Origin of the sequence: Rhodococcus sp. 15-725-2-2b (assembly GCF_002259075.1) — a bacterium.
Taxonomy (GTDB): Bacteria; Actinomycetota; Actinomycetes; order Mycobacteriales; family Mycobacteriaceae; genus Rhodococcoides.
This window is the reverse complement of sequence record NZ_NPFL01000002.1, coordinates 57,527-79,896: the sequence shown is the minus strand read 5'-3', so window position 1 is coordinate 79,896 and position 22,370 is coordinate 57,527. Positions and strand designations below refer to the sequence as shown.

The following is a 22,370-nucleotide window of genomic DNA, read 5'->3' as shown; positions in this document are numbered from 1 at the left end:
TGGTGATACTCCGTTTTCTTTGGACGAGTCCGTCTAAGACGATTCGAATGTCGAATGAAGCTCGAGAAGTCGAGCGCTACGGGGCGTATCGGTACAGCAACACATGAGAGAACCTCCTGACAGGCTTCGGACCCTGGGGGCCGAAGGTTCAGTGGGTCCGCTTCCTGCGGACCCGCGCTTGTCGATACGGCACTCGCATACCGGATCGGCCTGGTCGTTCACCCGGGGCACCCCACCGCGGTTGGAGGGTTGCCGGCCAGCAAGCCGGGGCTCGATGCTGGCACTCATGACCTGGCGAATATCCTAGCGGGTGACGGCACATCACCGGAACAAGGGCTCGGCCGGAACTCGAGCAGATGCTCGGGTGAGGACTATCACCGCTCGTAGACGCGAAAACGGGACACCTTCGGGAAGACAATTGACCGGAGCTACGTTCCTGCTTCGGTCGGCCTTCTTTCACAGGCTCGACTCCAGGACGCTTCCTCTGCCCCCGATCTCCACACGAAGGTTGTATTGCTGTGACTGTCACCGATTCCGCTCTTGCCCGAGTCAGCGCTGCGCGCGGCAAGGTGTCGAGTGGCCTGAGTGTCAGTCACCGACCGCACTCCACCCGCCGCAAGCTCGCGATGCTGGCTCTGTCCATCGGCGGCTTCGGAATCGGCACCACGGAGTTCGCGTCGATGGGTCTGTTGCCGGACATCGCGACGACGATGGGGATCTCCGAGCCCTCGGCCGGCCACATGATCTCCGCGTACGCGCTCGGTGTGGTCGTCGGTGCCCCGACCATCGCAGCCCTGGCTGCCCGCGTTCCGCGCCGGATGTTGCTGTTGGCGCTGATGGTGGCCTTCACCCTCGGAAACCTCGGCACCGTGTTCGCGCCGAGCTTCGACGAGCTGGTGGCCTCGCGATTCGTTGCGGGTCTGCCGCACGGTGCGTACTTCGGTGTTGCGGCCCTGGTCGCTGCCCACCTCGCCGAACCCGGCAAACGAGCCAAGGCCGTGGCGATGGTGATGATGGGACTCTCGGTCGCCAACGTCGTCGGCGTACCGGTGGCGACCTGGATCGGGCAGGCGCTGGGATGGCGCAGTGCGTTCACTCTCGTGGCCGTCATCGGTGCCCTCACCGTCGCCGCGCTCGTTCTCTGGATGCCGCGACTCGACGCGATGCCGACCACCAGCCCCATCACGGAGCTCGGCGCACTGCGCCGCAGCCAGGTGTGGATGACCCTGTTCGTGGGCATCGTCGGATTCGGCGGCATGTTCGCGGTGTACACCTACATCGCGTCGACGCTGACCGATGTCGCCGGGCTGGCCCGCGCACTCGTCCCGGTCGCCCTGATGATCTACGGCCTGGGAATGGTCGCCGGAAACTACGCGGGCGGATGGCTCGCCGACCGTTACCAGCTCAAGGGCACCTTCGTCGGCCTGGCCGCCACTGCCGTGTTCCTTGCGGTGTTCGTCGTGGCCGCACACAACCCGATCACCGCGCTACTGCTGGTGTTCCTCATCGGTGCGTCCGGCTCCTCGGTGGTACCCGGTCTGCAGACGAGGTTGATGGACGTGGCCGAGGACGCCCAGACGCTCGCCGCATCGCTCAACCATGCCGCGTTCAACCTGGCCAACGCCATCGGAGCGGCAGTCGGTGGTGCCGTGATCGCCGCCGGATTCGGCTACACGGCACCCGCCGCTGTCGGCTCGGGCCTGGCGGTGGCCGGTCTCGGTGTTCTCGCCACCGCCATGTGGATGGACAAGCGTTCGGCTGCGTAGAGTCGCGCCGAATCAGCCGGTGATGGTCGCGGCAGTTCCCCCGAGAGCTTCGGTCAGTGCCGGGGTGAGCTTGTCGATCACGTACGGCAGGCTGAGCACGCTGGTGAAGTAGATCGCTCCTGCCGTCACACCGTCGGTGAACACGAGGTTGCCGTCCTTCACCGGCTCGAGTGCGTTGTACACCGCTTCCTTCTCCAACTGTGCGCGGTCGCCGGGCTCCTCGGTTCCCCAGATCAACACGTCGGCCGCGTTCAGAACCGACAGGTTCTCCAGCGGGATGCTCGCCTGCGCACTGCCGTCGGCAGGCACGTACGCGTCGATGTCATCCGGGATGACGAAGCCCAGTTTCGTCAGGAAGTCCGTGCTCAACCCGTCCTGGTACGCGATCGCCTTGCCCTCGTAGAACGCGTTCTGGAGGAAGATCGCCTTCTTGCCGGCAAATTCGGGGTGGGCGGCCGCAGCGTCGACGAACTTCTGGTTCACGCCCTCGATCAATGCGTCGATCTCGGACTTCTTTCCGAGTGCACGGCCGATCTTCTCGGCCTGGATGTCCCAGGGTTCGAAGTAGGCAGTCGATGCGTCGGACTGTGCGAGCGTCGGCGCGATGTCGCTGAGCGTGCTGTAGCTCTCCGCCGTGAGACCTGCGTTGGTGGCGATGATCAGATCGGGCTCGAGTGCGGCGATCTTCTCCGTCTCGAATCCGTCGTCGTTCGAGAGCACCTCGGGCTGTGCGTCGCCCAACGCTGCCTGGGCCCACGGCCAGGTGGCGTACGGCTGGTTGCCGTACCACTCGGTGACCCCGACGGGTATCACGCCGAGTGCCAGGACCGTGTCCTGCTCGGTGTACCCGGCCACCACGACGCGAGTGGGCTCGTCCGGGACTACGGTCTCACCGAACGCGTGCTCGATCGTCACCGGGAACGCCGCCGAAACGGACGCGCCACCGGCCGTCGGCGGTGCCTCGTCGGCGGAACTCGAGCACGCAGTCAGCATTCCCGCGGTGGTCAGCGCAATCGCGCACACCGCCCAGGTTCGGTGAAGAGGTCGGATGAGCATCGAGACGCCTTTCGTAAGGGTTGGCTAACACCGGGAAGGGTAGCCGACCCTAATTTCAGCGCGCCACCGAGTCCGCCTGGCCCCGCGACGGCAAACGAGCTGCTCGAACCTTCACCGAACCTCCACATTTCCCGACGGGCTCCTCCACGTGCGCCCTCTAGGGTCGATTCTCATGAGCCGCACAGTTCTCGTCGTCGACGACGAGCCCACGATCTCCGAGGCCGTTGCTGCCCGGCTGCGCGGCGAAGGGTACGAGGTCGTCACGGCCGTCGACGGCCCGTCCGCCGTCGACGCGTGCGCCCGGATCGATCCCGACGTGGTGGTGCTCGATCTGATGCTGCCCGGGTTCGACGGGCTCGAAGTGTGTCGCCGGATTCAGGCGTCCCGCCCGGTGCCGGTGTTGATGTTGACGGCCAAGTCCGACGAGACGGACATGCTCGTCGGCCTGGGCGTCGGCGCGGACGACTACCTGGGCAAGCCGTTCAGTATGCGCGAGCTGGTCGCTCGCGTACACGCCCTGGTTCGGCGTGCCGAGCGTGCGGTGGCCGTCGAACCACAGGCAGTTCGAATCGGTGACGTGCAGATCGACCACCGGGAACGGCGGGTTACCGATCCCTCCGGCGACATCCATTTGACCAGAACGGAATTCGACATCCTCGCCTATCTGGCCGCGCGGCCGCGCACCGCCGTCTCGCGTGAAACCCTGCTGTCGGAACTGTGGGGCTGGGACGATTCGGCCAGTAGCAGGACGGTCGATTCTCACGTCAAAGCGTTGCGGCGCAAACTCGGTGGCGATCTCATTCGCACCGTGCACGGCGTGGGCTACGCCGTGGAGTCTCCGCGATGACGCGAATGCTGCCGCGACCGTTGGATCCGTTGCGGTCGTTCAAGCTCAAGGTCTCGCTCGTCGTGGGCACAGTGTTGGTCCTCGCGAGCGTCGTGTTCTGGATCGGGGCGGGTTGGCAGTTTCGCTACACCCTCCTCGCCGCGCTCGTCGTGTCCTTGGCCGCAACCCAATTCGTCGCCCACGGGATGACGTCACCACTGCGCGAGATGACTTCGGCCGCCAAAGCGATGGCGCGAGGCGACTATTCGACGCGAGTGCGGGCGACATCCAGGGACGAGGTGGGGGAGTTGGCCTTGGCGTTCAACACCATGTCGAGTGATCTGGAAGCAGCCGAGAAGTACCGCCGCGAACTCATCGGCAATGTCTCGCACGAGTTGAAGACGCCCATCGCTGCGTTGCGTGCCGTGCTCGAGAACATGGTCGACGGGGTGACCGAGCCGAATCCCGCGACGCTGGCGGTGGCGCTGCGCCAAACCGAGAGACTCGGAGATCTGGTCAGCGAACTGCTCGACCTGTCGCGGGTGGAGGGCGGTGTGCTCACCATTGCCCCGGAGGAGTTCGCAGTGCGGCAATTCCTCGAGGATGCGACAGCCGTGCACCGCGAACGTGTGTCGATCGTCGTCTCGCCCGGTGATTCGACTGTGGTGGCCGACCGATCTCGCATGACACAGGTGATCACCAACCTCGTCGACAACGCCGTGCGGCATTCCCCCCATTCGAGCACCGTGACGATACGGGCCCATCGGATCGGCGGAGCGTATGCATTCGACGTCGTCGACCAGGGTCCAGGCATCGCGCTCGCCGATCGCCATGCGGTGTTCGACCGATTCACCCGCGGCGGATCCACCGACGGCGGAACAGGTCTGGGCCTCGGCATCGCCCGCTGGGCCACCGAACTGCACGGCGGAACCATCGAAGTTCTCGACAGCGAATTCGGCTGCCACATCAGAGTGGCCATCCCCGAACACTGACTTGCTCGATCCATCCGAACCGCGACTGCATGTCCCCGTACCGCAGCCGCCGACCTTCCATGCCGAAACACAGAAGAAGGAAGCGCCATGACCACGATCGACACTCCGGTTCATCCGACAGCGAAGCACGGTCACTCCTTCTGGGGGCCTCGCACCTGGCCGGTGCTGAGGTATGCGCAGGCTCCCCGTGCGGCGCTGATCGGGGCCGCTGTCGCCGGGCTGATCGGTTCGGTGACGCTGGTGAACAACACATTCGGTGTGCTGATCACTGCCCTCGCCTTCGTGGCCGTCGTGCTCGCAGCGCGCAGCGGCAGGCTCACGCGGTGGGAATGGGCAGGGGCGGCAGGAGTGATGGCATTGGCGAGCGTGTCTGCGCTGAGAGCGGCCGAGTGGATCGTGACGATGTCGACGACGCTCGCCATCGTGGTCGCGGTGGTGGTCCTCTCTCGTGCCTGGACGTGGACGGGAATCGCACTCGGCGCTCTGGTACCGGTGTTTCTGCCGGTGCGCGTGGCTCGGTGGACCCGACGCGGAGCTAATTCGATCGATCTGGAAGGGCCACGGCCGGCGCGGATAGGCATGGTCTCGGTTGTCACGATCGCGCTGCTCGTCGTGTTCGCGGCGTTGTTCGGTGCGGCCGACAAGCGTTTTGCGGATGCGCTGAGTGCGGTGACACCCGAGTTCGATGCCGCGTCCGTCGTCGGGCGCATTGTCGTTTTCGTTCTCACCGCAGCAGGTGCGCTCGCCGTCGCCTACGTCGCGCTGCATCCGCCTCGGTTCGATCGGCTCGCACCGTCGCCGCGTCGAACAGTGCAGTTGTGGGAGTGGATGGTTCCGCTCGGGGCGGTGGTGGCCCTGTTTGCCGTGTTCGTGGGGTTTCAGGTGCCGACGTTGTTCGGCGGGCAGGGACACGTCCTCACCACCGAGGGTCTGACCAATGCCGAATACGCCCGACAGGGCTTCTGGCAATTGCTCGCGGTCACGGTACTGACACTGCTCGTCATCGCTGTGACGGTCGCGAAGGCTCGACGAGAAGACCGGGGAGATCGCATCGCACTGCGGGCGTTGCTCGGAGCGCTGTGCCTGCTGTCGTCGGTGATCGTTGCGTCGGCCCTGCATCGAATGTCGTTGTACGAGCAGCAGTACGGCTACACGACGCTCAGGTTGTTCGTCACGGCTGTCGAGTGGTGGCTGGGATCGGTGTTCGTACTGGTTCTGGTGTCGGGCGTGCGGATGTCGGGGCGCTGGCTACCGAGAGCCGTGGGCGTCGGTGCAGTTCTGACCGTGCTCGCGCTGGCCGCCCTGAACCCGGATGCGTACATCGCTCGGCACAACGTCGATCGCTTCGAGCAGACCGGACGCATCGATACGTCCTACGTGGGTGGGTTGTCGGCCGACGCCGACGCGGAGCTCGACCGACTGCCGAAGTACGTGCGTCCGTGTGTACGGGCCCGCGGTCCGGTCATCGTCGGCGACACCTGGCACCTGTGCACGGACCCCTCGGTATCTGTACCCTGAGCAACGACTCGGGTTCAGTGACACACCAGGGAGGTGCGCGATGCGATACCAGAGCATGGTCGTCACCTCGCTGCTTCTCGTGGCGCTGCACCTGACGATGCCGACCGCAACCGCAGATTTCGCCCTGCTTCTCGTTGCGGCACTGACGACGCTGATGCTGCTCGCGCACCGCGTCGATGTTCCGGCACTGCTGCGCCTGCTGCCGATTATCGGCCCCGCCGCAGAGGAACGCCACCGTCGAGGTGCGTTCCGGCGTCAACATCGACCGGATGCCCCTGGACGCCCGCAGCCGCGCGCGCCCGGTATGCCGGTGGGGGCACTGTAGCTCGAAAGTTCCCCCACGCCTTCGCAACCCGTTGTCCGCGAGGCTGTCACGAGGAACCGAAGATGCTCGATTCTCGACCTGTCCACATGGCGATTCGACGCTACGCCGGGACGCTGGTCGGCGTCCTGGCCGTCCTGCTCGTCGTCTTTGCCGTCGTCGACGCCCAACCCGCCGCACAGATAGCGATGTTCGGTGCGCTGGTCGCGGCGTCCCTGGTCGTGCTCGGTGCGCCGTCCGACCTCGCACTGATCGCACCGCTGTCGTCGTGCGCTGCAGGCGCCGACGGGCGGCGACTTCGGGGATCGTTCCGCAGGCAACAGCAACCCGATGCGCCAGGTCGCCCCATGCCCAGAGCACCCGGTCCGGTCCGTGGACCGGACCGGTGGCTCCACTTCGTCTGAGCCACTGCGAGATCCGGTCGAGACGCCAACCGACCGACTTCTCTCACAGTGAGGTGCTCCACCATGCTCGATTTCGTCTACTATCCCGTCTCCGCCGTGCTGTGGTTCTGGCACCGAGTCTTCGGGTCCGTGCTCGGCCCCGACAACGGTGTCGCCTGGGCCCTGGCGGTGATATTCCTGGTGTTCACACTTCGGGCGCTGCTGATCAAGCCGTTCGTCGGCCAGATTCGTTCGCAGCTCGCCATGAAGAGGCTCCGACCACAGATCGAGGCCGTACAGAAGAAATACTCCGGGGACCGTGCTCGGCAGGCCGCCGAGATTCGGAAGTTGCAGCAGGAGCACGGTTTCAACCCGTTGATGGGGTGCCTGCCCCTGCTGGCGCAGGGCCCGGTTTTCATCGGTCTGCTGCACGTGCTGCGCTCGTTCAATCGAACCGGAACCGGATTCGGTCATCTGGGTATGACGGCGCAGGAGAATGCGAACACTGCGAATTACGTATTCGGCACCGCCGATGTGCAGTCCTTTCTCGACGCACGCCTGTTCGGCGCGCCGATCTCTGCGGCCGTCAACAGTTCTCGGGAGGTGCTCGAGGCCTTCGGTCCGTTCGGTGGAGTGCCGTCGGTGTGGAGCATCGCGTTCGTGGCGGTCCCGTTGATGATCGTCGCTGCGGTGGCCACGCACATGAACTCGCGGGCGTCCGTCGCCCGGCAGGACGCAGCGGCGCTCGCCAACCCACAGACCGCGATCATGAACAAGCTCGTGCTCTGGGTGTTCCCGGCGGGCGTGCTCGTCGGCGGGCCCGTGCTTCCGGTCGCGGTGTTGTTGTACTGGGTGAGCAACAACATCTGGACCTATGCCCAACAGCACCTCGTCTACCGACGCATCGACCGAGAACCGAGTATCTCGCCGGAGGTCACATCGGTGGTCACCGCCCCGAAACCAGGGGCAAAGCCGAGGCGACGGTAGGAGCCTGCGGGAACGACCTCGATGTGCAGCCCACGTCCCGTGTGTCGGTGGGCTCCGCTACCGTCGTCGGCGTGCCGATCACTGTCTCCACTGTCAACGTCAACGGAATTCGCGCTGCTGTTCGCAAGGGCATGCTGCCGTGGCTCGAGGCCACCGATGCCGACGTCATCTGCTTGCAGGAAACCCGCGCCAACGACGGGGAACTGACCAAGGCGCTGGCCCCGGCCCTCGATGCGGGATGGCATCTGGCCTCGGCGGAGCCGTCCGCGAAAGGCCGCAACGGGGTGGCCTTGCTGTCGAAGGCGGCTCCCGATGCCATTCGTACCGGTATCGGGGCCGTCGAGTTCGCCGATGCCGGTCGCTACATCGAAGCCGACTTCGGCGACGTCACCGTGGCCAGCCTGTATCTGCCGTCGGGTGAGGTGGGTACCGAGCGTCAGGACGAGAAGGAACGTTTCATGGCGGCTTTCGCGAAGTACCTGGCGAAGACGGCCAAGTCCGCGAAGTCAGAGAATCGCGATGTGGTGGTCTGCGGCGATTGGAACATCGCACACACCGAGGCCGATCTGAAGGCATGGAAGACCAACCGGAAGAACTCCGGTTTTCTGCCCGAGGAACGGGAGTGGGTGTCGCGGTTGCTCGCCGAGAAGGCCCCGTGGACCGATGTCGTCCGGGTGCTGCACCCGGGTGTCGAGGGTCCGTACAGCTGGTGGTCCTACCGCGGCAAGGCCTTCGACAACGACGCCGGCTGGCGGATCGACTATCAGTTGGCCACCAGTGATCTGGCCGAGCGTGCCAAGGAAGCGATCACCGAGCGGGCCGAGGCGTACGACCAGCGATGGTCCGATCATGCTCCGGTAACCGTGCGCTATCGCTAGAGCGGAGCCTGCGGGTGACGATCTCGGCAGGCAGGAAGTGGGCGTCGATGGGGTCGTGAAAAGATTGCATCATGTCTTCTTCCGACTCCATCGACACTCCGCAGGGTCCGCGTCGGCGGGTGCTCTCCGGCATCCAACCGACTGCCGATTCGTTCCATCTCGGTAACTACCTGGGTGCGGTGCGGAACTGGGTGGAGTTGCAGGACGAGTTCGATGCGTTCTACTTCATCCCGGACCTGCATGCGATCACCGTGCCGCAGGATCCCAAGGAGCTTCGTCGCCGTACCCGTGTGGCCGCAGCGCAGTTGCTCGCCGTGGGCATCGATCCGGAGAAGTCGACGCTGTTCGTGCAGAGTCAGGTGCCCGAGCATGCACAGTTGGCGTGGGTTCTGAACTGCATCACCGGATTCGGTGAAGCTGCGCGGATGACGCAGTTCAAGGACAAGTCCGCCAAGCAGGGTCGCGATCACACCAGCGTCGGACTGTTCACCTATCCGATTCTGCAGGCCGCCGACATCCTGCTCTATCGGCCGAACCTGGTGCCCGTGGGTGAGGATCAGCGGCAGCACCTCGAGTTGACTCGCGATCTGGCACAGCGTTTCAACACGCGGTTCAAGAAGACGTTCGTCGTGCCCGATGCGCACATCATCAAGGGCACCGCGAAGATCTTCGATCTGCAGGATCCCACCGCGAAGATGAGCAAGTCCTCGTCGAATCCGGCGGGCATCGTCAACATCCTCGACGATCCGAAGGTGTCGGCGAAGAAGATTCGTTCGGCCGTGACGGACAACGAACGCGACATCGTGTTCGATCCGGAGAACAAGGCGGGCGTCAGCAACCTGCTGGTGATTCAGTCTGCCCTGTCGGGCGCGAGCATCGACGATCTGGTTGCCGGGTACGCAGGTAAGGGGTACGGCGACCTCAAGTCCGACACCGCCGACGTTCTGACCGAGTTCGTCGTTCCCCTGCGGGAGCGGATGGACGGGTTCATGGCCGATGTGGCCGAACTCGATCGCATCCTCGCGGCCGGTGCGGATCGAGCCAGGGAAGTGGCGAGTCGAACGCTCGCTCAGGTCTACGACAGGGTGGGTTTCCTGCCGCCGGGTGCATAGCATCTACGGCACACCGCGGCGACACGATCCGACAGCAGGCGACGACAGCGAGAAGGTGAGTGCCATGCCAGATTTCAAGGCGATCCTCGAAGACCGACGCAAACGGTGGCCCTGGCTCGATCACACTGTTGTTGCGGCACAGCGGTATCAGGGTCAGAAGGGCGATTACTACGCGGCAGGCATGACGTACTTCAGTGTGTTGGCCTTGTTCCCACTGCTGATGGTCGCCTTCGCGATCGCTGGGTTCGTGCTGGTGAATCAGCCCGAGTGGCTTGCCGAGATCCAGTCGCAGATTGCCGAGAACGTGCCCGGCAGCTTCGGCGAGACGATCAATTCGCTGATCCAGACGGCCATCGAGTCACGGACCAGTGTCGGCATCATCGGTCTGCTCGGTGCCTTGTATGCGGGTCTCGGTTGGATCGCGAACCTGCGCGAGGCACTGACCGCCATGTGGGAGAGCCAGCACGAGCAGGGTGGATTTCTGGCTACCAAGGCCAAGGATTTCGCTGCGCTGCTGGGGCTTGGGACCGCGCTGGTGCTGTCGTTGGCGTTGTCGGCACTGGCCGGAGGTGGGCTGATGCGCAGCATTCTCGAGTGGGCCAATCTCGATTCCGTCCCGGGAGTGGGCGTGGCCCTGCGCGTCTTCTCGATTCTTCTCGCGCTTGCAGGTACCTGGGCGTTGTTCACCTGGGTGATCTCGCGTTTGCCGCGCGAGCCGGTCTCGTGGCACAGCGCAGCCAAAGGAGCCTTGCTCGCTGCCGTCGGGTTCGAGATCTTCAAGCAGCTCGGTGCCATCTACCTGGCCTCGGTGACGAGTGGCCCAGCAGGGGTGGTCTTCGGACCCATCATCGGTCTGCTGGTGTTCGTGTTCACGACGTCACGGCTGGTGCTGTTCTCCACGGCGTTCGCTGCGACCACTCGCGAAAGCCTCGCCGAGGCGCATGTTCCGGCACCGGAGCCGGCGGTGATCAACACCAGGGTCGAGGTCAGCGAAGGGCCGGGTGTGACGGGCGGTCTGGCGCTGGTGGGTGCCGGTGCCCTCGCTGCGCTCGGCGTCGCAGGATTGCGCAACAGACGCCGCTGATCGCTCTGTCGGTCGAGCCGGCTCAGCGGTTGCGTGACAGCCGTCGAGCTCCCCACAGCAGCCCGATCACCACGATCGAACCGATGACACCGATCGCGATGCGAACGACGGTGTCGCCTTGGGCCTGCATCTCCGACTGGCGGGAGCTCGACCCGGACGCCGATGCGGGCGGCTGGGCGAGCGTCGGACCGGCCGCGGGCGTGCGCGTACTCGTCACCGCGGATGTCGATCGCGGCTCCACGAGTTCGCCGACGCCGCGGCCGGAATCGAGCGCGAACCCGTAGTCCAACAGGCGGGCCGCCTGCTCCCACGGCCGGATCGGCAACACGTCACCCTTCATGATCGTCACGACCAGACGCCTGCCGCCCCGCTCTGCTCCTGCGACGAATGTCTGGCGCGCATCGTCGGTGTACCCGGTCTTGCCGCCGAGAGCTCCCTCGTAGTTGTAGAGCAGCTGATTGTCGTTGGAGAGGGCGAACCCGGGTCGGTCTTGGTCGTCCGGGATCGTTGGGTCCCTCGGGTAGCCGGGAAACTGAACGGTTTCGGTCGAAATCAATTGCGCGAAGGTCGGATTGCGCATGGCCGCGCGGTAGATCAACGCCAGGTCGTAGGCCGAGCTCGCCATGCCGGGACCGTCGAGACCGGACGGCGTGGCGGTGCGCGTGTCGAGCGCACCCAGTTCTGCGGCCTTGGCATTCATTTTGTCCACGGTGGCCGCTTCCCCGCCCAACTGCCTGGACAACGCGTGTGCTGCATCGTTTCCCGATGCCATCACCAGACCCTGCATCAATTCGAGATTGGTGTAGACACCGTTCTTCCCGATGCCGACGGCACTGCCCTCGGCGTCGGCGTCCTCTGCGGTCGCGGTGATACGAGAGTTCAAATCCAGCTCGTCGAGGGCGACGATCGCAAGCAGCACCTTGATAGTGCTCGCCGGCCGGTACCGACCGTGCGGATCCTTGGCGGCCAGTACTGAGCCGGAGTCCATGTCGGCCACCACGAACCCGGTGGCCGAGATATCGGCAGGCAACGGGGGAGCCCCGTCCGGCAGCACCGCCCCACATTCGGCGAGCCGGTCGCCGCCGACGGCCTCGGCGGGAATCGGGAGTGGTTGCGGGGCAGTGCTTCCAGGTGCCGGTACCTCGGACAGATCGATCGCCGGGGGCGGTGACGCGGCGAACGGGCAGCTGTCGGTGTCCGGCGTCGTGAACGGCGGTGTCGTCGTCGGAACCGGAGGCTCGGCGGCCGGCTGTGCCAGGGCAGGTCCAGCACCGATTCCGACGAGCGCAATCGATACCGCACATACAGCCGCGAAACTTCTGATCCTTTTCATCGCGAATCACCATAGGCGCTCGGGGGTCGGTCGACGTGGCGACCCACCGGCGAGCATCACCCGAACCACCCTGGTTCTCGTCCCGACATCGTCACCGGCAACGGACGAACGTCGACCCACGAGCCCGTCGCGAGTATGAGAACTCGCTCATGTTGTGCTCCTTCGCTTCTCACGTTCGACCGCGATCGTTGAGTCATCACCGAAACGGTGGCCCACAGAACTCGGATCGAAGGAGCAGACATGAGAATGCCAGGAAAGTTCATGATCGTCGGTGCAGCAGCCGTTGTCGTCACCCTCGGAAGCGTCGGCGCACTCGCGATCGCCGACGACGACCCCACCCAGCAGCGCCCGTCCTCGATCTCGGTGGAACAGCCGCTGCCGGAGGCAGATTCGGCTCCGAACCCGCCGGCAGCTCCCCAGCAGCCCGAGCCGACCCAGATCCCGGACGACCGCTACGACGACGACTGGGACGACCGCAACGACGACTGGGACGACCGCAACGACGATCTGGACGGTCGTGACGACGACTGGGACGATCGCAACGACGACCTCGACGACGATCTGGACGACGACGATCTGGAAGATGACAACGACGACAACGATCGGGACGACTGATGCTCGATCGGTGGCGTCGGCACCGGCCGACGCCACTCATGTCTCGGACAGTCGGTATCCCATGCCGCGGACGGTCTCGATTCGTGCGGCACCGAATTTCGCTCGGAGGTAGCGGACGTAGACGTCGACGACATTCGATCCAGGGTCGAAGTCGTAGCCCCACACCTGCGACAGGAGTTGCTCTCGTGAGAGGACCTGTCCGGGGTGGCGCATGAAGGTTTCGGCCAGGGCGAACTCGCGGGCGGACAGGTCGACGGTGCGGTCTCCCACCACGGCCCGCCGGGTACGCAGGTCGAGGGTGAGGTCGGCGACCGCGAGCTGAGTGGTGTCGACGGTTCGTTTGGTGCCCAGGCGAACTCGGATGCGCGCCAGCAGTTCCTCGAATCGGAACGGCTTCGCCATGTAGTCGTCGGCACCGGTCTCGAGACCGGACACCACGTCCTGGACGCTGTCGCGTGCGGTCAACACGATCACCGGTATCTCGCACTGCTCTCCGCGCAGTCGCTGCAGTACCTCGAAACCGTCCATGATCGGCAGGCCGATGTCGAGTACCACCAGATCGAAGTCACCGCTGCGGGCGTGTTCGTACGCGGACCTGCCGTCGGAGACCGTCGTCGTGCTGAAACCGCTCGCCCTGAGCCCCTTGTGGACGAACGAAGCGATCCGGGGTTCGTCTTCGGCGATCAGGATGCGGGCCATGGTCGATCCTTCTGTGGGGGAGGGGAATCGGGCAGGGGAATCGTGATGGTGAACGTGGCCCCGTGCCCCGGAGCGCTGCCGACACTGACTCGCCCACGGTGGGCCTGTGCGATGGCGGTGACGATGGACAATCCGAGCCCCGCACCCTCGGTGCGTCTGGTTCCGTTGCGGCCGCGGGCGAAGCGCTCGAAGATTCGTTCCTGCTCGTCACGCTCGATTCCCGGGCCGGAGTCGGTGACCCAGAAGCGGATGTCACCGTCGGACAGTTGCGATCCGATGCCGACACGACCGCCGGGGATCGTGTGGTGAGTTGCGTTGTCCGCCAACGCCAGCAGTGCCTGGGTCAGTCGTTGCGCATCCAGCGGCGCGTGGACCGTTGCGCTCGCCTCCAGCACCCATTCCCGGTCGGCGAGGGTGGTCACCTTCTCGAACACGCTTCGAGTGAGGGCGTCGACATCGGTGTCCACCGGCGTGACGAAGCTCGTCTGGTCGGCCCGGGTGAGCAACAACAGGTCGGCGACGAGTCGATTCATCCGATCGAGTTCGTCGTCGACGAGCGCGACGGTATCTCGAACGTCGGCGGGGTCCCCGTGGTCGAGCACGTCGAGATGACCTCGAACGATGGTGATGGGAGTGCGGAGCTCGTGGCCGGCGTCGTCGAGGAATCGGCGCTGACTCGCCGCGCCGGACTCGATGCGGTCGAGCATCGAGTTCAGGGTGTCGATCAGGTCTGCGATGTCGTCGCCTGGACCCGTCGTTCTGGCGTCGGTGATTCGGCCGGACAGGTCGGTCTCGGTGATCGTTCTGGCGGTGGCGGCGATGTGTCTGATCGGCGACATGATGCGGCCCGCGACGAACCATGCCCCTACTGCGGCCAGCACCGAGGTGACGCCACCGACGACGAGCATCAGGGTCGCGGTCTCGTCGGCCGAGGCGCGTTCCTGATCGGCAAAGTAGGCGGCGACCACGACGCCCGGCACCGGGTCGCCCGCCAGCGAGACCGGCACCGCGAGGTACACCACTTCGCCTGCCGCGCTCGAATACGAACCCTCGACCGGTGCGGTGACGGAGCCGACCTCGGCGGTGAAGCCGGTGTCGTCGGACAGTCGCACCGGTGCCTGCTGCCTGCTCTGTACGGCGAACGCACCGTCCACGTAACCCAGGAACTTCTCGTTGGGGCGGGCGAGGTTGTAGGTGATCACCACGCGGAGAACGTCGTTGATGTCGTCGAACGGTGCGCCGGTTCCCGGATCGACGCCTGCGTCGGTGAGGGTGGTGAACTCGGCGATCTCGGTGCGCAGAGATTCGCGCATGCGATTGTCGGTCGCGCGGATCATCAGCAGCCAGGTGGTGACGGTGACGGCCGCGAGAGATGCCAGCACCAACAGCAGTACCCACGAGAAGATCCTGCTCCGAGCGCTCGTCGGGCGCAGGGCGAGCAGTCGCGTCCGCATCACGTGGTCGGTCTCGCAGCAGGGTCAGTCGTCGTCATCGTCATCCCAGTCGTCGTCGAAGTCATCGTCCCAGTCGGCAGGCGGCAGCGGCGGTGGGGGCACGAATCCGTCCGGTGCCACCGGCTGTGGCGCGGGGGTGGGGGCGCTACTGGGCGCGGCGCCGCCCGGTCCCGGTGCAGGGGGAACGGACCCCGGAGTACCCGGGGCGGATTGCACGGGTGCAGCGGGTGCAACGATGGGTGCGGGCAACGGGCTCTGCTCGCCCGTCGATCGAGTCGTCAGCACTGCTGCGACGAGCACGGCGAGGGTGAGCAGTCCCAGGGCCGAGACGATGATGGTTCGCACACGGACGAGTCTGATGACGGCGGATTGTGGCCACGTGAATCGGAGATGAGAGTTCTCTCATGTCCGAGGTCCGGTGCTGCGCACACCGGTTTCGTCGCCTGACGAATAATCGTCGAAGATGCGTGGCGGGTACCGATCGTTTCTTACAGTGATCAGGTCGGCGGGGTGGATTCGTCGGTCGTTCGAGAGCCGGTTGTTGGAAAGGGAAGTGCAATGAGGTTTCGGCAAAGGCGCGGGCCGATCGCGATCGGAGCGGTCTGTGCGGTCGCGGCTCTGACCGTCGCTGCCTGTTCGAGCACCGGCGGTGCTCCTCGCTCCTCCGACGACGGAAACAACGCGGGCGTGGCCGACACGCCGTCGGCAACGATCGCGATGATCACGCACGAGGTTCCCGGCGACACGTTCTGGGATCTGGTGCGCAAAGGTGCCGAGGCCGCCGCGGCCAAGGACAACATCGAACTGCGCTACTCGGCAGATCCGGAGGCACCCAACCAGGCCAACCTCGTCCAGAGCGCGATCGATTCCCGGGTCGACGGCATCGCGGTCACCCTCGCCAAGCCCGACGCGATGGCACCCTCGGTCGAGACGGCAACCGCCGCAGGCATTCCGGTGGTCGCATTCAATTCCGGTTACGACTCCTGGAAGAACATGGGAGTGCAGCAGTACTTCGGTCAGGACGAGACCATCGCCGGACAGGCTGCAGGGGCTCGCCTCACCGAGGACGGTGCACGAAAGACCCTGTGCATCATTCAAGAGCAGGGTGCCGTGGCACTCGAGGCTCGCTGCGCCGGGGTCAGGCAGGGCTTCACCGGTGGCACCACCGAGATCCTGAACGTCAACAGCGAGGACATGCCGTCCGTCGAGTCGACCATCACGGCCAAGTTGCAGCAGGACCCGAGCATCGACCACGTCATCGCGCTGGCCGCTCCGATCGCTCTGACGGCCGTGCAGTCCAAGAACAATGCGGGCAGCGACGCCACGATCGTCACGTTCGACACCAATGCCGCACTCGTCGATGCGATCGAGTCGGGCGACGTGGCGTGGGCCATCGATCAGCAGCCGTACCTGCAGGGTTACCTGGCGATCGACTCGCTGTGGCTCTACCTCAACAACGGCAACACCATCGGTGGCGGTACCCCGGTGCTGACCGGTCCCGCGTTCATCGACACGACCAATATCGGCGCGGTCGCCGAGTACGCCCGAAACGGCACACGCTGAGTGCGTCGCCTCGGCGCGGAAGGAATCTCATGTCCACACAGGCCGATCCGGCTCTGTCCGAACACACCGTGACAGCGGACGAGCGGGTCAAGAAGCAGAAGCCGTTGCAGCGGTTACTGATTCGCCCGGAGGTCGGGGCGCTGTTCGGCGCGGTCGCCATCTTCGTCTTCTTCTGCATCGTGGCACCGCCGTTTCGGTCGCCCGAGGCTCTCGCCACCGTGCTGTACGCGTCCTCGACCATCGGCATCATGGCGATCGGTGTCTCGCTGTTGATGATCGGCGGTGAATTCGACCTCTCCACCGGGGTTGCGGTGACGTTCTCCTCGATCATGGCCTCCATGCTGGCCTACAACCTGCATCTGAACGTCTGGACCGGCTCGGCGCTGGCGCTGGTGCTGGCACTGGCGGTCGGGTTCTTCAACGGATACCTGGTGATGACGACCAGAATTCCGTCGTTCCTGATCACATTGGCGTCGTTCCTGATGCTCACCGGCATCAATCTCGCCGTCACCAAGCTCGTCACCGGCCAGGTCGCCACTCCGTCCATCTCGGACATGGAGGGATTCGACTCGGCCAGGGCGGTCTTCTCGTCCTCGTTTTCGCTGCTGGGGGTCTCGGTCCGCATCACCGTCGTCTGGTGGATCGTGTTCACCCTCGCCGCGACCTGGGTGCTGATGAAGACCCGTACCGGTAACTGGATCTTCGCTGTCGGCGGCAACCAGGAATCGGCCCGTGCGGTCGGTGTCCCGGTCACTCGGGTCAAGATCGGCTTGTTCATGTTCGTCGGCTTCTGCGCCTGGTTCGTCGGCATGCACCTGTTGTTCGCCTTCGACACCGTTCAGTCCGGTCAGGGCGTGGGCAACGAGTTCCTCTACATCATCGCCGCCGTGATCGGCGGATGCCTGCTCACCGGTGGATACGGCACGGCCGTCGGTGCGTTCATCGGAGCGTTCATCTTCGGCATGACCAACCAGGGCATCGTCTATGCAGGCTGGAACCCTGACTGGTTCAAGTTCTTCCTCGGCGCGATGCTGCTGTTCGCAGTGATCGCGAACAGCTCCTTCCGCAACTACGCGGCGAAAAGGTGACCATGACGTCCTCGGACAACACGCCCCTCATCGAACTGAAGGGCGTGGGCAAGAGCTACGGCAACATCATCGCGCTGCGCGGGATAGACCTCCGCGTCGGTGCCGGTGAGGTCACCTGCGTCCTCGGTGACAACGGCGCAGGCAAGTCCACTCTGATCAAGATCATGTCCGGGCTGCACAAGCAGTCGGAGGGGGAACTGCTCGTCGACGGCACCGCAACCACGTTCGGCTCGCCCAAGCAGGCAGTCGACCAGGGCATCGCCACGGTCTACCAGGACCTCGCCGTCGTCTCCCTGATGCCGGTGTGGCGCAACTTCTTTCTCGGTCAGGAGCTGCGCAGGGGCAAGGTCGTCAAGACCCTCGACACCAACGCGATGCGCGCGAGAACCATCGACGAACTCCGCAAGATGGGTATCGATCTGCCCGATGTCGATGCCCCCATCGGCTCACTGTCCGGTGGCCAACGTCAGTGCGTGGCCATCGCTCGGGCCATCTTCTTCGGTGCCCGAGTACTCATTCTCGACGAGCCGACCGCCGCTCTCGGCGTCAAACAGTCCGGCATGGTTCTCCGGTACATCTCGGCGGCCAGGGAGAAAGGCTTCGGCGTCGTGTTCATCACTCACAATCCGCATCACGCGTACATGGTCGGAGATCACTTCGTCCTCCTCGATCGTGGACGTCAGACGTTGGACTGTGCGCACGAGGACATCTCGCTCGACGACCTCACCACAGAGATGGCGGGCGGCGACGAACTGGCGACCCTCTCCGACGAACTACGTCGCTGACATCTCGGGGCGGCGGTTGCATGCGTGAGAATCGGGCGCGGCGGGTAGAAGTTCGGTAGCGGTGCCCGACGGAGGCACCAGACGAAGGAGCCGAACATGAGCGAGCACGAGCCCCTCGGACCACTGGCGCCGGACTTTCTCGAATCCGATTTCTACGGGTACCAGAGCATGCTCGACGACACCGAGACCGAGGTGGTCCTGCGTACCCGCCGGTTCCTGCAGGACGAGGTCGCGCCGCGGGCGAACGAATTCTGGGAGAAGGCCACCTCTCCGGTGCACCTGATGCCGAAGATCGCCGAACTCGAGATCGCCGGTCTCGGCTACGCGTTCGATGATCGCAAGGCCTCACGCAAGCTGCTCACCGGCTGGCTCGAAATGGAGTTCGCCCGGGTCGATCCGTCCACGGGAACGATGTTCAGCGTGCACAGTTCGCTGGCGATGAGCAGTATCTCGATTCTCGGGTCCGAGGAGCAGCGCGAACGATGGTTGCCCGCCATGCGCCGAATGGAGAAGATCGGCGCGTTCGGACTGTCCGAACCGCACGGTGGCTCCGACGTCGCAGGCGGACTCGAGACCACAGCTCGCCTCGACGGTGATCACTGGATCCTCAACGGCAGCAAGCGCTGGATCGGCAACGCGACCTTCGCAGACCTGACCATCGTGTTCGCCAAGGACGAGGCCGACGGTGAGGTCAAGGGTTTCGTCGTCGAGCAGGGATTCGAGGGGTTCCGGGCCGAGAAGATCGAGGGCAAGTACTCGCTCCGCGCGGTCGAGAACGCGGACATCCATCTGGAGAACTGCAGAGTCCCGGTCGCCAACAAGCTGGCCGACGCCAACTCGTTCGCCGATACCGCGAAGGTGCTCCGTCTGACCCGCGGAGGAGTGGCGTTCCAGGCGGTGGGCGTGATGATGGGCGCGTACGAGCGGGCGGTGGCCTATGCGCGCGAACGCGAACAGTTCGGATCCCCGATCGCGTCGTTCCAGCTGATCTCCGACCTGATCGCACGCATGACGGCCAACATCACCGCCTCGCTCGGGATGGCGATCCGTGTCTCTCAGTTGCAGGGCAACGGCGTCCACCACGACGAGCATGCGGCGCTCGCGAAGACGTTCTGTACGACGCGGCTGCGCGAGGTCGTCGCCTGGGCCCGAGAGATTCTGGGCGGCAACGGAATTCTCATCGAGCACGACGTCATCAGATTCTTCGCCGACGCCGAGGCCCTGTACTCCTACGAGGGAACCGCGCAGATCAACAACCTGATCGTCGGCCGCGGAGTGACGGGCTTCGGCGCGTTCGTCTGACCGACGAACGCCGAACGCCCCTTCGCGTGTGCGAAGGGGCGTTCGGCGTCGGTGCGAGACGGTGTCAGCGTGCGAAGAGCAACGCGCGCTTGACTTCCTGGATGGCCTTGGTCACCTGAATGCCGCGAGGGCACGCGTCGGTGCAGTTGAAGGTGGTGCGGCAGCGCCACACACCCTCGACGTCGTTGAGGATGTCCAGACGCTCGGTTGCACCCTCGTCACGGCTGTCGAAGATGAACCGGTGCGCGTTGACGATGGCGGCCGGACCGAAGTAGCTGCCATCGCTCCAGAACACGGGGCACGAGGTGGTGCAGCACGCGCACAGGATGCACTTGGTGGTGTCGTCGAACCGGGCGCGGTCCGCTGCGGACTGGATCCGCTCACGGGTCGGCTCGTTACCGGTCGTCATCAGGAACGGCTTCACGGCGCGGAAGGCGTCGAAGAAGGGTTCCATGTCGACGATGAGGTCCTTCTCCACCGGCAGACCCTTGATGGGCTCGATGGTGATGTTCAGCGTCTTCGACGAGTCCTTGGGGAGCATGTCGCGCATGAGCACCTTGCAGGCGAGACGGTTGACACCGTTGATACGCATCGCGTCGCTGCCGCAGACTCCGTGTGCGCACGAGCGACGGAACGTGAGCGTGCCGTCCAGGTAGCCCTTCACGTACAGCAGCAGGTTGAGCAGACGGTCGGTGGCCAGGGTGGGGACCTGGAAGGTGTCCCAGCGCTGACCGTCACCGCTCTCGGGATTGAAGCGCGCGATCTTGAGGTTGACCATCACCGCGCCCTCGGGGACGGGCGGCAGATCGGACTCGTTGGACTTCTTGTCCAGGGTGGGTGCGCTCATATCAGTACTTCCGCTCCATCGGCTCGTAGCGGGTTTGGATTACCGGCTTGTAATCCAAGCGGATCTCGGTGAGCAGACCTTCGCCCTCTTTGTAGGCCATGGTGTGCTTCATGTACTCGGCGTCGTTGCGCTCGGGGTAGTCCTCGCGAGCGTGTCCGCCGCGCGATTCCTTGCGGTTGAGTGCGCCGACGACCGTGACCTCCGCCATTTCGAGCAGGAAGCCGAGTTCGATGGCCTCGAGCAGGTCGCTGTTGTAGCGCTTGCCCTTGTCCTCGACGGTGATCTTGTTGTACCGCTCCTTGAGGGCGCGGACATCCTTGAGCGCCGTCTCGAGACGCTCTTCCGTACGGAACACCGATGCGTTGTTGTCCATCGACTGCTGCATCTCGGTCCGGATGTCGGCTGCGCGCTCGTGGCCGTGATCGGAGAGGATCAGCTCCAGCCAGTCCTGCACCATCTTCGCCGGCTCCTCGGGGAGCGGGGTGAAGTCGACCGAGTTCGCGTACTCGGCGGCGGCGATGCCGGCACGACGCCCGAAGACGTTGATGTCGAGCAACGAGTTGGTGCCGAGACGGTTGGCTCCGTGCACGGAGACGCAGGCGCACTCTCCGGCCGCGTAGAGACCGGGAACGATGTCCTCGTTGTTGCGCAGAACCTCGCCGCGAATCTTGGTGGGTATGCCACCCATGACGTAGTGGCACGTCGGGTAGACGGGCACCGGCTCCTTGACGGGGTCGACACCGAGGTACGTGCGGGAGAACTCCATGATGTCCGGGAGCTTCTCGTCGAGAACTTCCTCGGGGATGTGCGTGACGTCGATGTAGACGTAGTCCTTGTTCGGGCCGCCGCCGCGTCCTTCGAGCACCTCGAGCACCATCGAGCGCGCGACGATGTCGCGGGGCGCGAGGTCCTTGATGGTCGGTGCGTAGCGCTCCATGAAGCGTTCGCCCGACTCGTTTCGCAGGATGCCGCCCTCGCCTCGTACGGCCTCGGAGATGAGGATGCCCAGGCCTGCGAGACCTGTCGGGTGGAACTGGTGGAATTCCATGTCCTCCAAGGGAAGACCCTTGCGGAACACGATGCTCATGCCGTCACCGGTGAGGGTGTGGGCATTGGAGGTGGTCTTGTAGATCCGGCCCGAGCCGCCGGTGGCGAAGATGATCGACTTCGCGTGGAAGATGTGCAGCTCACCGGTGGAGAGCTCGTAGGCGATGATGCCGGTTGCGACGGGACCGTCGTCGGTCTCGGTCAGACACAGATCCAGTGCGTAGAACTCGTTGTAGAACTCGACGTCGTGCTTGACGCAGTTCTGGTAGAGCGTCTGCAGAATCATGTGGCCGGTGCGGTCGGCTGCGTAGCACGCACGACGGACCGGAGCCTTGCCGTGGTCACGGGTGTGACCGCCGAAGCGTCGCTGATCGATCTTGCCCTCGGGCGTCCGGTTGAACGGAAGACCCATCTTCTCGAGGTCGAGAACTGCGTCGATGGCTTCCTTGGCCATGATCTCCACCGCGTCCTGGTCGGCGAGGTAGTCGCCGCCCTTGACGGTGTCGAACGTGTGCCACTCCCAGTTGTCTTCCTCGACATTGGCCAGTGCGGCACACATGCCACCCTGAGCAGCGCCGGTGTGCGAGCGCGTGGGGTAGAGCTTGGTCAGTACGGCTGTCCGAGCACGGGGTCCGGCCTCGATCGCAGCACGCATACCGGCACCGCCTGCGCCGACGATCAGTACGTCGTAACGATGTTCCTGCATGTAAGCG

The 22,370-nt window shown here is 64.9% G+C and carries 22 protein-coding genes and 1 riboswitch; of the genes, 15 read left to right on the top strand and 7 right to left on the bottom strand.

Annotation, left to right across the window (positions count from 1 at the left end; translation table 11 throughout):
* Window positions 1–169: 169 nt before the first annotated feature.
* Window positions 170–292, bottom strand: a riboswitch (SAM riboswitch).
* Between the two features lie 334 nt (window positions 293–626).
* Window positions 627–1,766, top strand: a complete 1,140-nt coding sequence (locus CH306_RS00460) for an MFS transporter (RefSeq protein ID WP_032398222.1) — start codon at window positions 627–629, stop codon at window positions 1,764–1,766.
* A gap of 12 nt (window positions 1,767–1,778) precedes the next feature.
* Here the strand turns inward: CH306_RS00460 and CH306_RS00455 are convergent, their stop codons facing one another.
* A complete protein-coding gene (locus CH306_RS00455; RefSeq protein ID WP_094630126.1) occupies window positions 1,779–2,822 on the bottom strand; it encodes an ABC transporter substrate-binding protein in 1,044 nt (347 codons plus the stop codon).
* A 172-nt stretch (window positions 2,823–2,994) separates the two neighbouring features.
* Here CH306_RS00455 and CH306_RS00450 point away from each other — a divergent pair, with 172 nt between their 5' ends.
* The 9 genes from CH306_RS00450 to yhjD all read left to right on the top strand — a co-directional run bounded on the left by CH306_RS00450 (window position 2,995) and on the right by yhjD (window position 10,924).
* Window positions 2,995–3,669, top strand: coding sequence for a response regulator transcription factor (locus CH306_RS00450; RefSeq protein ID WP_094645352.1), 675 nt, complete (start codon window positions 2,995–2,997; stop codon window positions 3,667–3,669).
* Window positions 3,666–4,640, top strand: a complete 975-nt coding sequence (locus tag CH306_RS00445) for a HAMP domain-containing sensor histidine kinase (RefSeq protein ID WP_094645351.1) — start codon at window positions 3,666–3,668, stop codon at window positions 4,638–4,640. Before CH306_RS00450 ends, CH306_RS00445 begins: the two co-directional genes overlap by 4 nt.
* An 87-nt stretch (window positions 4,641–4,727) precedes the next feature.
* Window positions 4,728–6,158: a DUF4153 domain-containing protein gene (locus CH306_RS00440; RefSeq protein ID WP_094645350.1), complete on the top strand. Its 1,431-nt coding sequence runs from the start codon at window positions 4,728–4,730 to the stop codon at window positions 6,156–6,158.
* A 40-nt stretch (window positions 6,159–6,198) separates the two neighbouring features.
* On the top strand, window positions 6,199–6,483 hold the full coding sequence (locus tag CH306_RS00435; RefSeq protein WP_094630129.1) for a DUF6412 domain-containing protein: 285 nt from the start codon (window positions 6,199–6,201) through the stop codon (window positions 6,481–6,483).
* Between the two features lie 62 nt (window positions 6,484–6,545).
* Window positions 6,546–6,884, top strand: coding sequence for a DUF6412 domain-containing protein (locus CH306_RS00430; RefSeq protein WP_141214722.1), 339 nt, complete (start codon window positions 6,546–6,548; stop codon window positions 6,882–6,884).
* 63 nt (window positions 6,885–6,947) lie between these two features.
* A complete protein-coding gene (gene yidC / locus CH306_RS00425; protein WP_094630130.1) occupies window positions 6,948–7,850 on the top strand; it encodes a membrane protein insertase YidC in 903 nt (300 codons plus the stop codon).
* A gap of 71 nt (window positions 7,851–7,921) precedes the next feature.
* Entirely contained in the window at window positions 7,922–8,728 is an 807-nt protein-coding gene (locus CH306_RS00420; protein ID WP_082074005.1) for an exodeoxyribonuclease III, read from the top strand.
* Window positions 8,729–8,799: 71 nt separating this feature from the next.
* Window positions 8,800–9,840 carry a tryptophan--tRNA ligase gene (gene trpS / locus CH306_RS00415; RefSeq protein ID WP_032397468.1) on the top strand — a complete coding sequence of 347 codons (1,041 nt, stop codon included), beginning with the start codon at window positions 8,800–8,802 and terminating at the stop codon, window positions 9,838–9,840.
* Window positions 9,841–9,904: 64 nt separating this feature from the next.
* Entirely contained in the window at window positions 9,905–10,924 is a 1,020-nt protein-coding gene (yhjD, locus tag CH306_RS00410) for an inner membrane protein YhjD (protein WP_045200025.1), read from the top strand.
* A 22-nt stretch (window positions 10,925–10,946) separates the two neighbouring features.
* Here the strand turns inward: yhjD and CH306_RS00405 are convergent, their stop codons facing one another.
* Window positions 10,947–12,257, bottom strand: coding sequence for a D-alanyl-D-alanine carboxypeptidase family protein (locus CH306_RS00405; RefSeq protein ID WP_094645349.1), 1,311 nt, complete (start codon window positions 12,255–12,257; stop codon window positions 10,947–10,949).
* A 240-nt stretch (window positions 12,258–12,497) separates the two neighbouring features.
* Here CH306_RS00405 and CH306_RS00395 point away from each other — a divergent pair, with 240 nt between their 5' ends.
* Window positions 12,498–12,872 (top strand): hypothetical protein, encoded by a 375-nt coding sequence (locus tag CH306_RS00395; protein ID WP_094645347.1) that lies wholly within the window; start codon window positions 12,498–12,500, stop codon window positions 12,870–12,872.
* 36 nt (window positions 12,873–12,908) lie between these two features.
* Here the strand turns inward: CH306_RS00395 and CH306_RS00390 are convergent, their stop codons facing one another.
* From CH306_RS00390 to CH306_RS00380, 3 genes are read right to left on the bottom strand one after another with little or no spacing between them, the layout of a single operon-like run.
* Window positions 12,909–13,571, bottom strand: a complete 663-nt coding sequence (locus CH306_RS00390; protein WP_032397466.1) for a response regulator transcription factor — start codon at window positions 13,569–13,571, stop codon at window positions 12,909–12,911.
* Entirely contained in the window at window positions 13,556–15,025 is a 1,470-nt protein-coding gene (locus tag CH306_RS00385) for a sensor histidine kinase (RefSeq protein ID WP_094645346.1), read from the bottom strand. The genes CH306_RS00390 and CH306_RS00385 overlap by 16 nt, the downstream gene beginning before the upstream one ends.
* A gap of 24 nt (window positions 15,026–15,049) precedes the next feature.
* Window positions 15,050–15,370, bottom strand: a complete 321-nt coding sequence (locus CH306_RS00380; RefSeq protein ID WP_052050084.1) for a hypothetical protein — start codon at window positions 15,368–15,370, stop codon at window positions 15,050–15,052.
* Window positions 15,371–15,583: 213 nt separating this feature from the next.
* Between CH306_RS00380 and CH306_RS00375 the strand changes: the two genes are divergently transcribed.
* The 4 genes from CH306_RS00375 (at window position 15,584) to CH306_RS00360 (ending at window position 19,763) form a co-directional block, all read left to right on the top strand.
* The gene (locus CH306_RS00375; protein ID WP_094645345.1) at window positions 15,584–16,588 is read left to right on the top strand and encodes a substrate-binding domain-containing protein; all 1,005 of its coding nucleotides are present in this window, start codon (window positions 15,584–15,586) and stop codon (window positions 16,586–16,588) included.
* A 29-nt stretch (window positions 16,589–16,617) separates the two neighbouring features.
* Window positions 16,618–17,676 carry an ABC transporter permease gene (locus CH306_RS00370; RefSeq protein ID WP_094645344.1) on the top strand — a complete coding sequence of 353 codons (1,059 nt, stop codon included), beginning with the start codon at window positions 16,618–16,620 and terminating at the stop codon, window positions 17,674–17,676.
* A gap of 2 nt (window positions 17,677–17,678) precedes the next feature.
* Window positions 17,679–18,461 carry an ATP-binding cassette domain-containing protein gene (locus CH306_RS00365; protein WP_094645459.1) on the top strand — a complete coding sequence of 261 codons (783 nt, stop codon included), beginning with the start codon at window positions 17,679–17,681 and terminating at the stop codon, window positions 18,459–18,461.
* A gap of 96 nt (window positions 18,462–18,557) precedes the next feature.
* Window positions 18,558–19,763, top strand: coding sequence for an acyl-CoA dehydrogenase family protein (locus CH306_RS00360; RefSeq protein WP_094645343.1), 1,206 nt, complete (start codon window positions 18,558–18,560; stop codon window positions 19,761–19,763).
* Between the two features lie 64 nt (window positions 19,764–19,827).
* Here the strand turns inward: CH306_RS00360 and CH306_RS00355 are convergent, their stop codons facing one another.
* Window positions 19,828–20,610 (bottom strand): succinate dehydrogenase iron-sulfur subunit, encoded by a 783-nt coding sequence (locus CH306_RS00355; protein ID WP_008718029.1) that lies wholly within the window; start codon window positions 20,608–20,610, stop codon window positions 19,828–19,830.
* Window position 20,611: 1 nt separating this feature from the next.
* Entirely contained in the window at window positions 20,612–22,363 is a 1,752-nt protein-coding gene (sdhA, locus tag CH306_RS00350) for a succinate dehydrogenase flavoprotein subunit (protein WP_032397463.1), read from the bottom strand.
* Window positions 22,364–22,370 lie beyond the last annotated feature (7 nt).

Coding starts and splice junctions, on each gene's coding strand:
- CH306_RS00460 (WP_032398222.1), top strand. CDS start 627: ATGCTGGCTCTGTCCATCGGCGGCTTCGGAATCGGCACCACGGAGTTC.
- CH306_RS00455 (WP_094630126.1), bottom strand. CDS start 2,822: ATGCTCATCCGACCTCTTCACCGAACCTGGGCGGTGTGCGCGATTGCG.
- CH306_RS00450 (WP_094645352.1), top strand. CDS start 2,995: ATGAGCCGCACAGTTCTCGTCGTCGACGACGAGCCCACGATCTCCGAG.
- CH306_RS00445 (WP_094645351.1), top strand. CDS start 3,666: ATGACGCGAATGCTGCCGCGACCGTTGGATCCGTTGCGGTCGTTCAAG.
- CH306_RS00440 (WP_094645350.1), top strand. CDS start 4,728: ATGACCACGATCGACACTCCGGTTCATCCGACAGCGAAGCACGGTCAC.
- CH306_RS00435 (WP_094630129.1), top strand. CDS start 6,199: ATGCGATACCAGAGCATGGTCGTCACCTCGCTGCTTCTCGTGGCGCTG.
- CH306_RS00430 (WP_141214722.1), top strand. CDS start 6,546: ATGCTCGATTCTCGACCTGTCCACATGGCGATTCGACGCTACGCCGGG.
- yidC (WP_094630130.1), top strand. CDS start 6,948: ATGCTCGATTTCGTCTACTATCCCGTCTCCGCCGTGCTGTGGTTCTGG.
- trpS (WP_032397468.1), top strand. CDS start 8,800: ATGTCTTCTTCCGACTCCATCGACACTCCGCAGGGTCCGCGTCGGCGG.
- yhjD (WP_045200025.1), top strand. CDS start 9,905: ATGCCAGATTTCAAGGCGATCCTCGAAGACCGACGCAAACGGTGGCCC.
- CH306_RS00405 (WP_094645349.1), bottom strand. CDS start 12,257: ATGAAAAGGATCAGAAGTTTCGCGGCTGTATGTGCGGTATCGATTGCG.
- CH306_RS00395 (WP_094645347.1), top strand. CDS start 12,498: ATGAGAATGCCAGGAAAGTTCATGATCGTCGGTGCAGCAGCCGTTGTC.
- CH306_RS00390 (WP_032397466.1), bottom strand. CDS start 13,571: ATGGCCCGCATCCTGATCGCCGAAGACGAACCCCGGATCGCTTCGTTC.
- CH306_RS00385 (WP_094645346.1), bottom strand. CDS start 15,025: ATGCGGACGCGACTGCTCGCCCTGCGCCCGACGAGCGCTCGGAGCAGG.
- CH306_RS00375 (WP_094645345.1), top strand. CDS start 15,584: ATGAGGTTTCGGCAAAGGCGCGGGCCGATCGCGATCGGAGCGGTCTGT.
- CH306_RS00370 (WP_094645344.1), top strand. CDS start 16,618: ATGTCCACACAGGCCGATCCGGCTCTGTCCGAACACACCGTGACAGCG.
- CH306_RS00365 (WP_094645459.1), top strand. CDS start 17,679: ATGACGTCCTCGGACAACACGCCCCTCATCGAACTGAAGGGCGTGGGC.
- CH306_RS00360 (WP_094645343.1), top strand. CDS start 18,558: ATGAGCGAGCACGAGCCCCTCGGACCACTGGCGCCGGACTTTCTCGAA.
- CH306_RS00355 (WP_008718029.1), bottom strand. CDS start 20,610: ATGAGCGCACCCACCCTGGACAAGAAGTCCAACGAGTCCGATCTGCCG.
- sdhA (WP_032397463.1), bottom strand. CDS start 22,363: ATGCAGGAACATCGTTACGACGTACTGATCGTCGGCGCAGGCGGTGCC.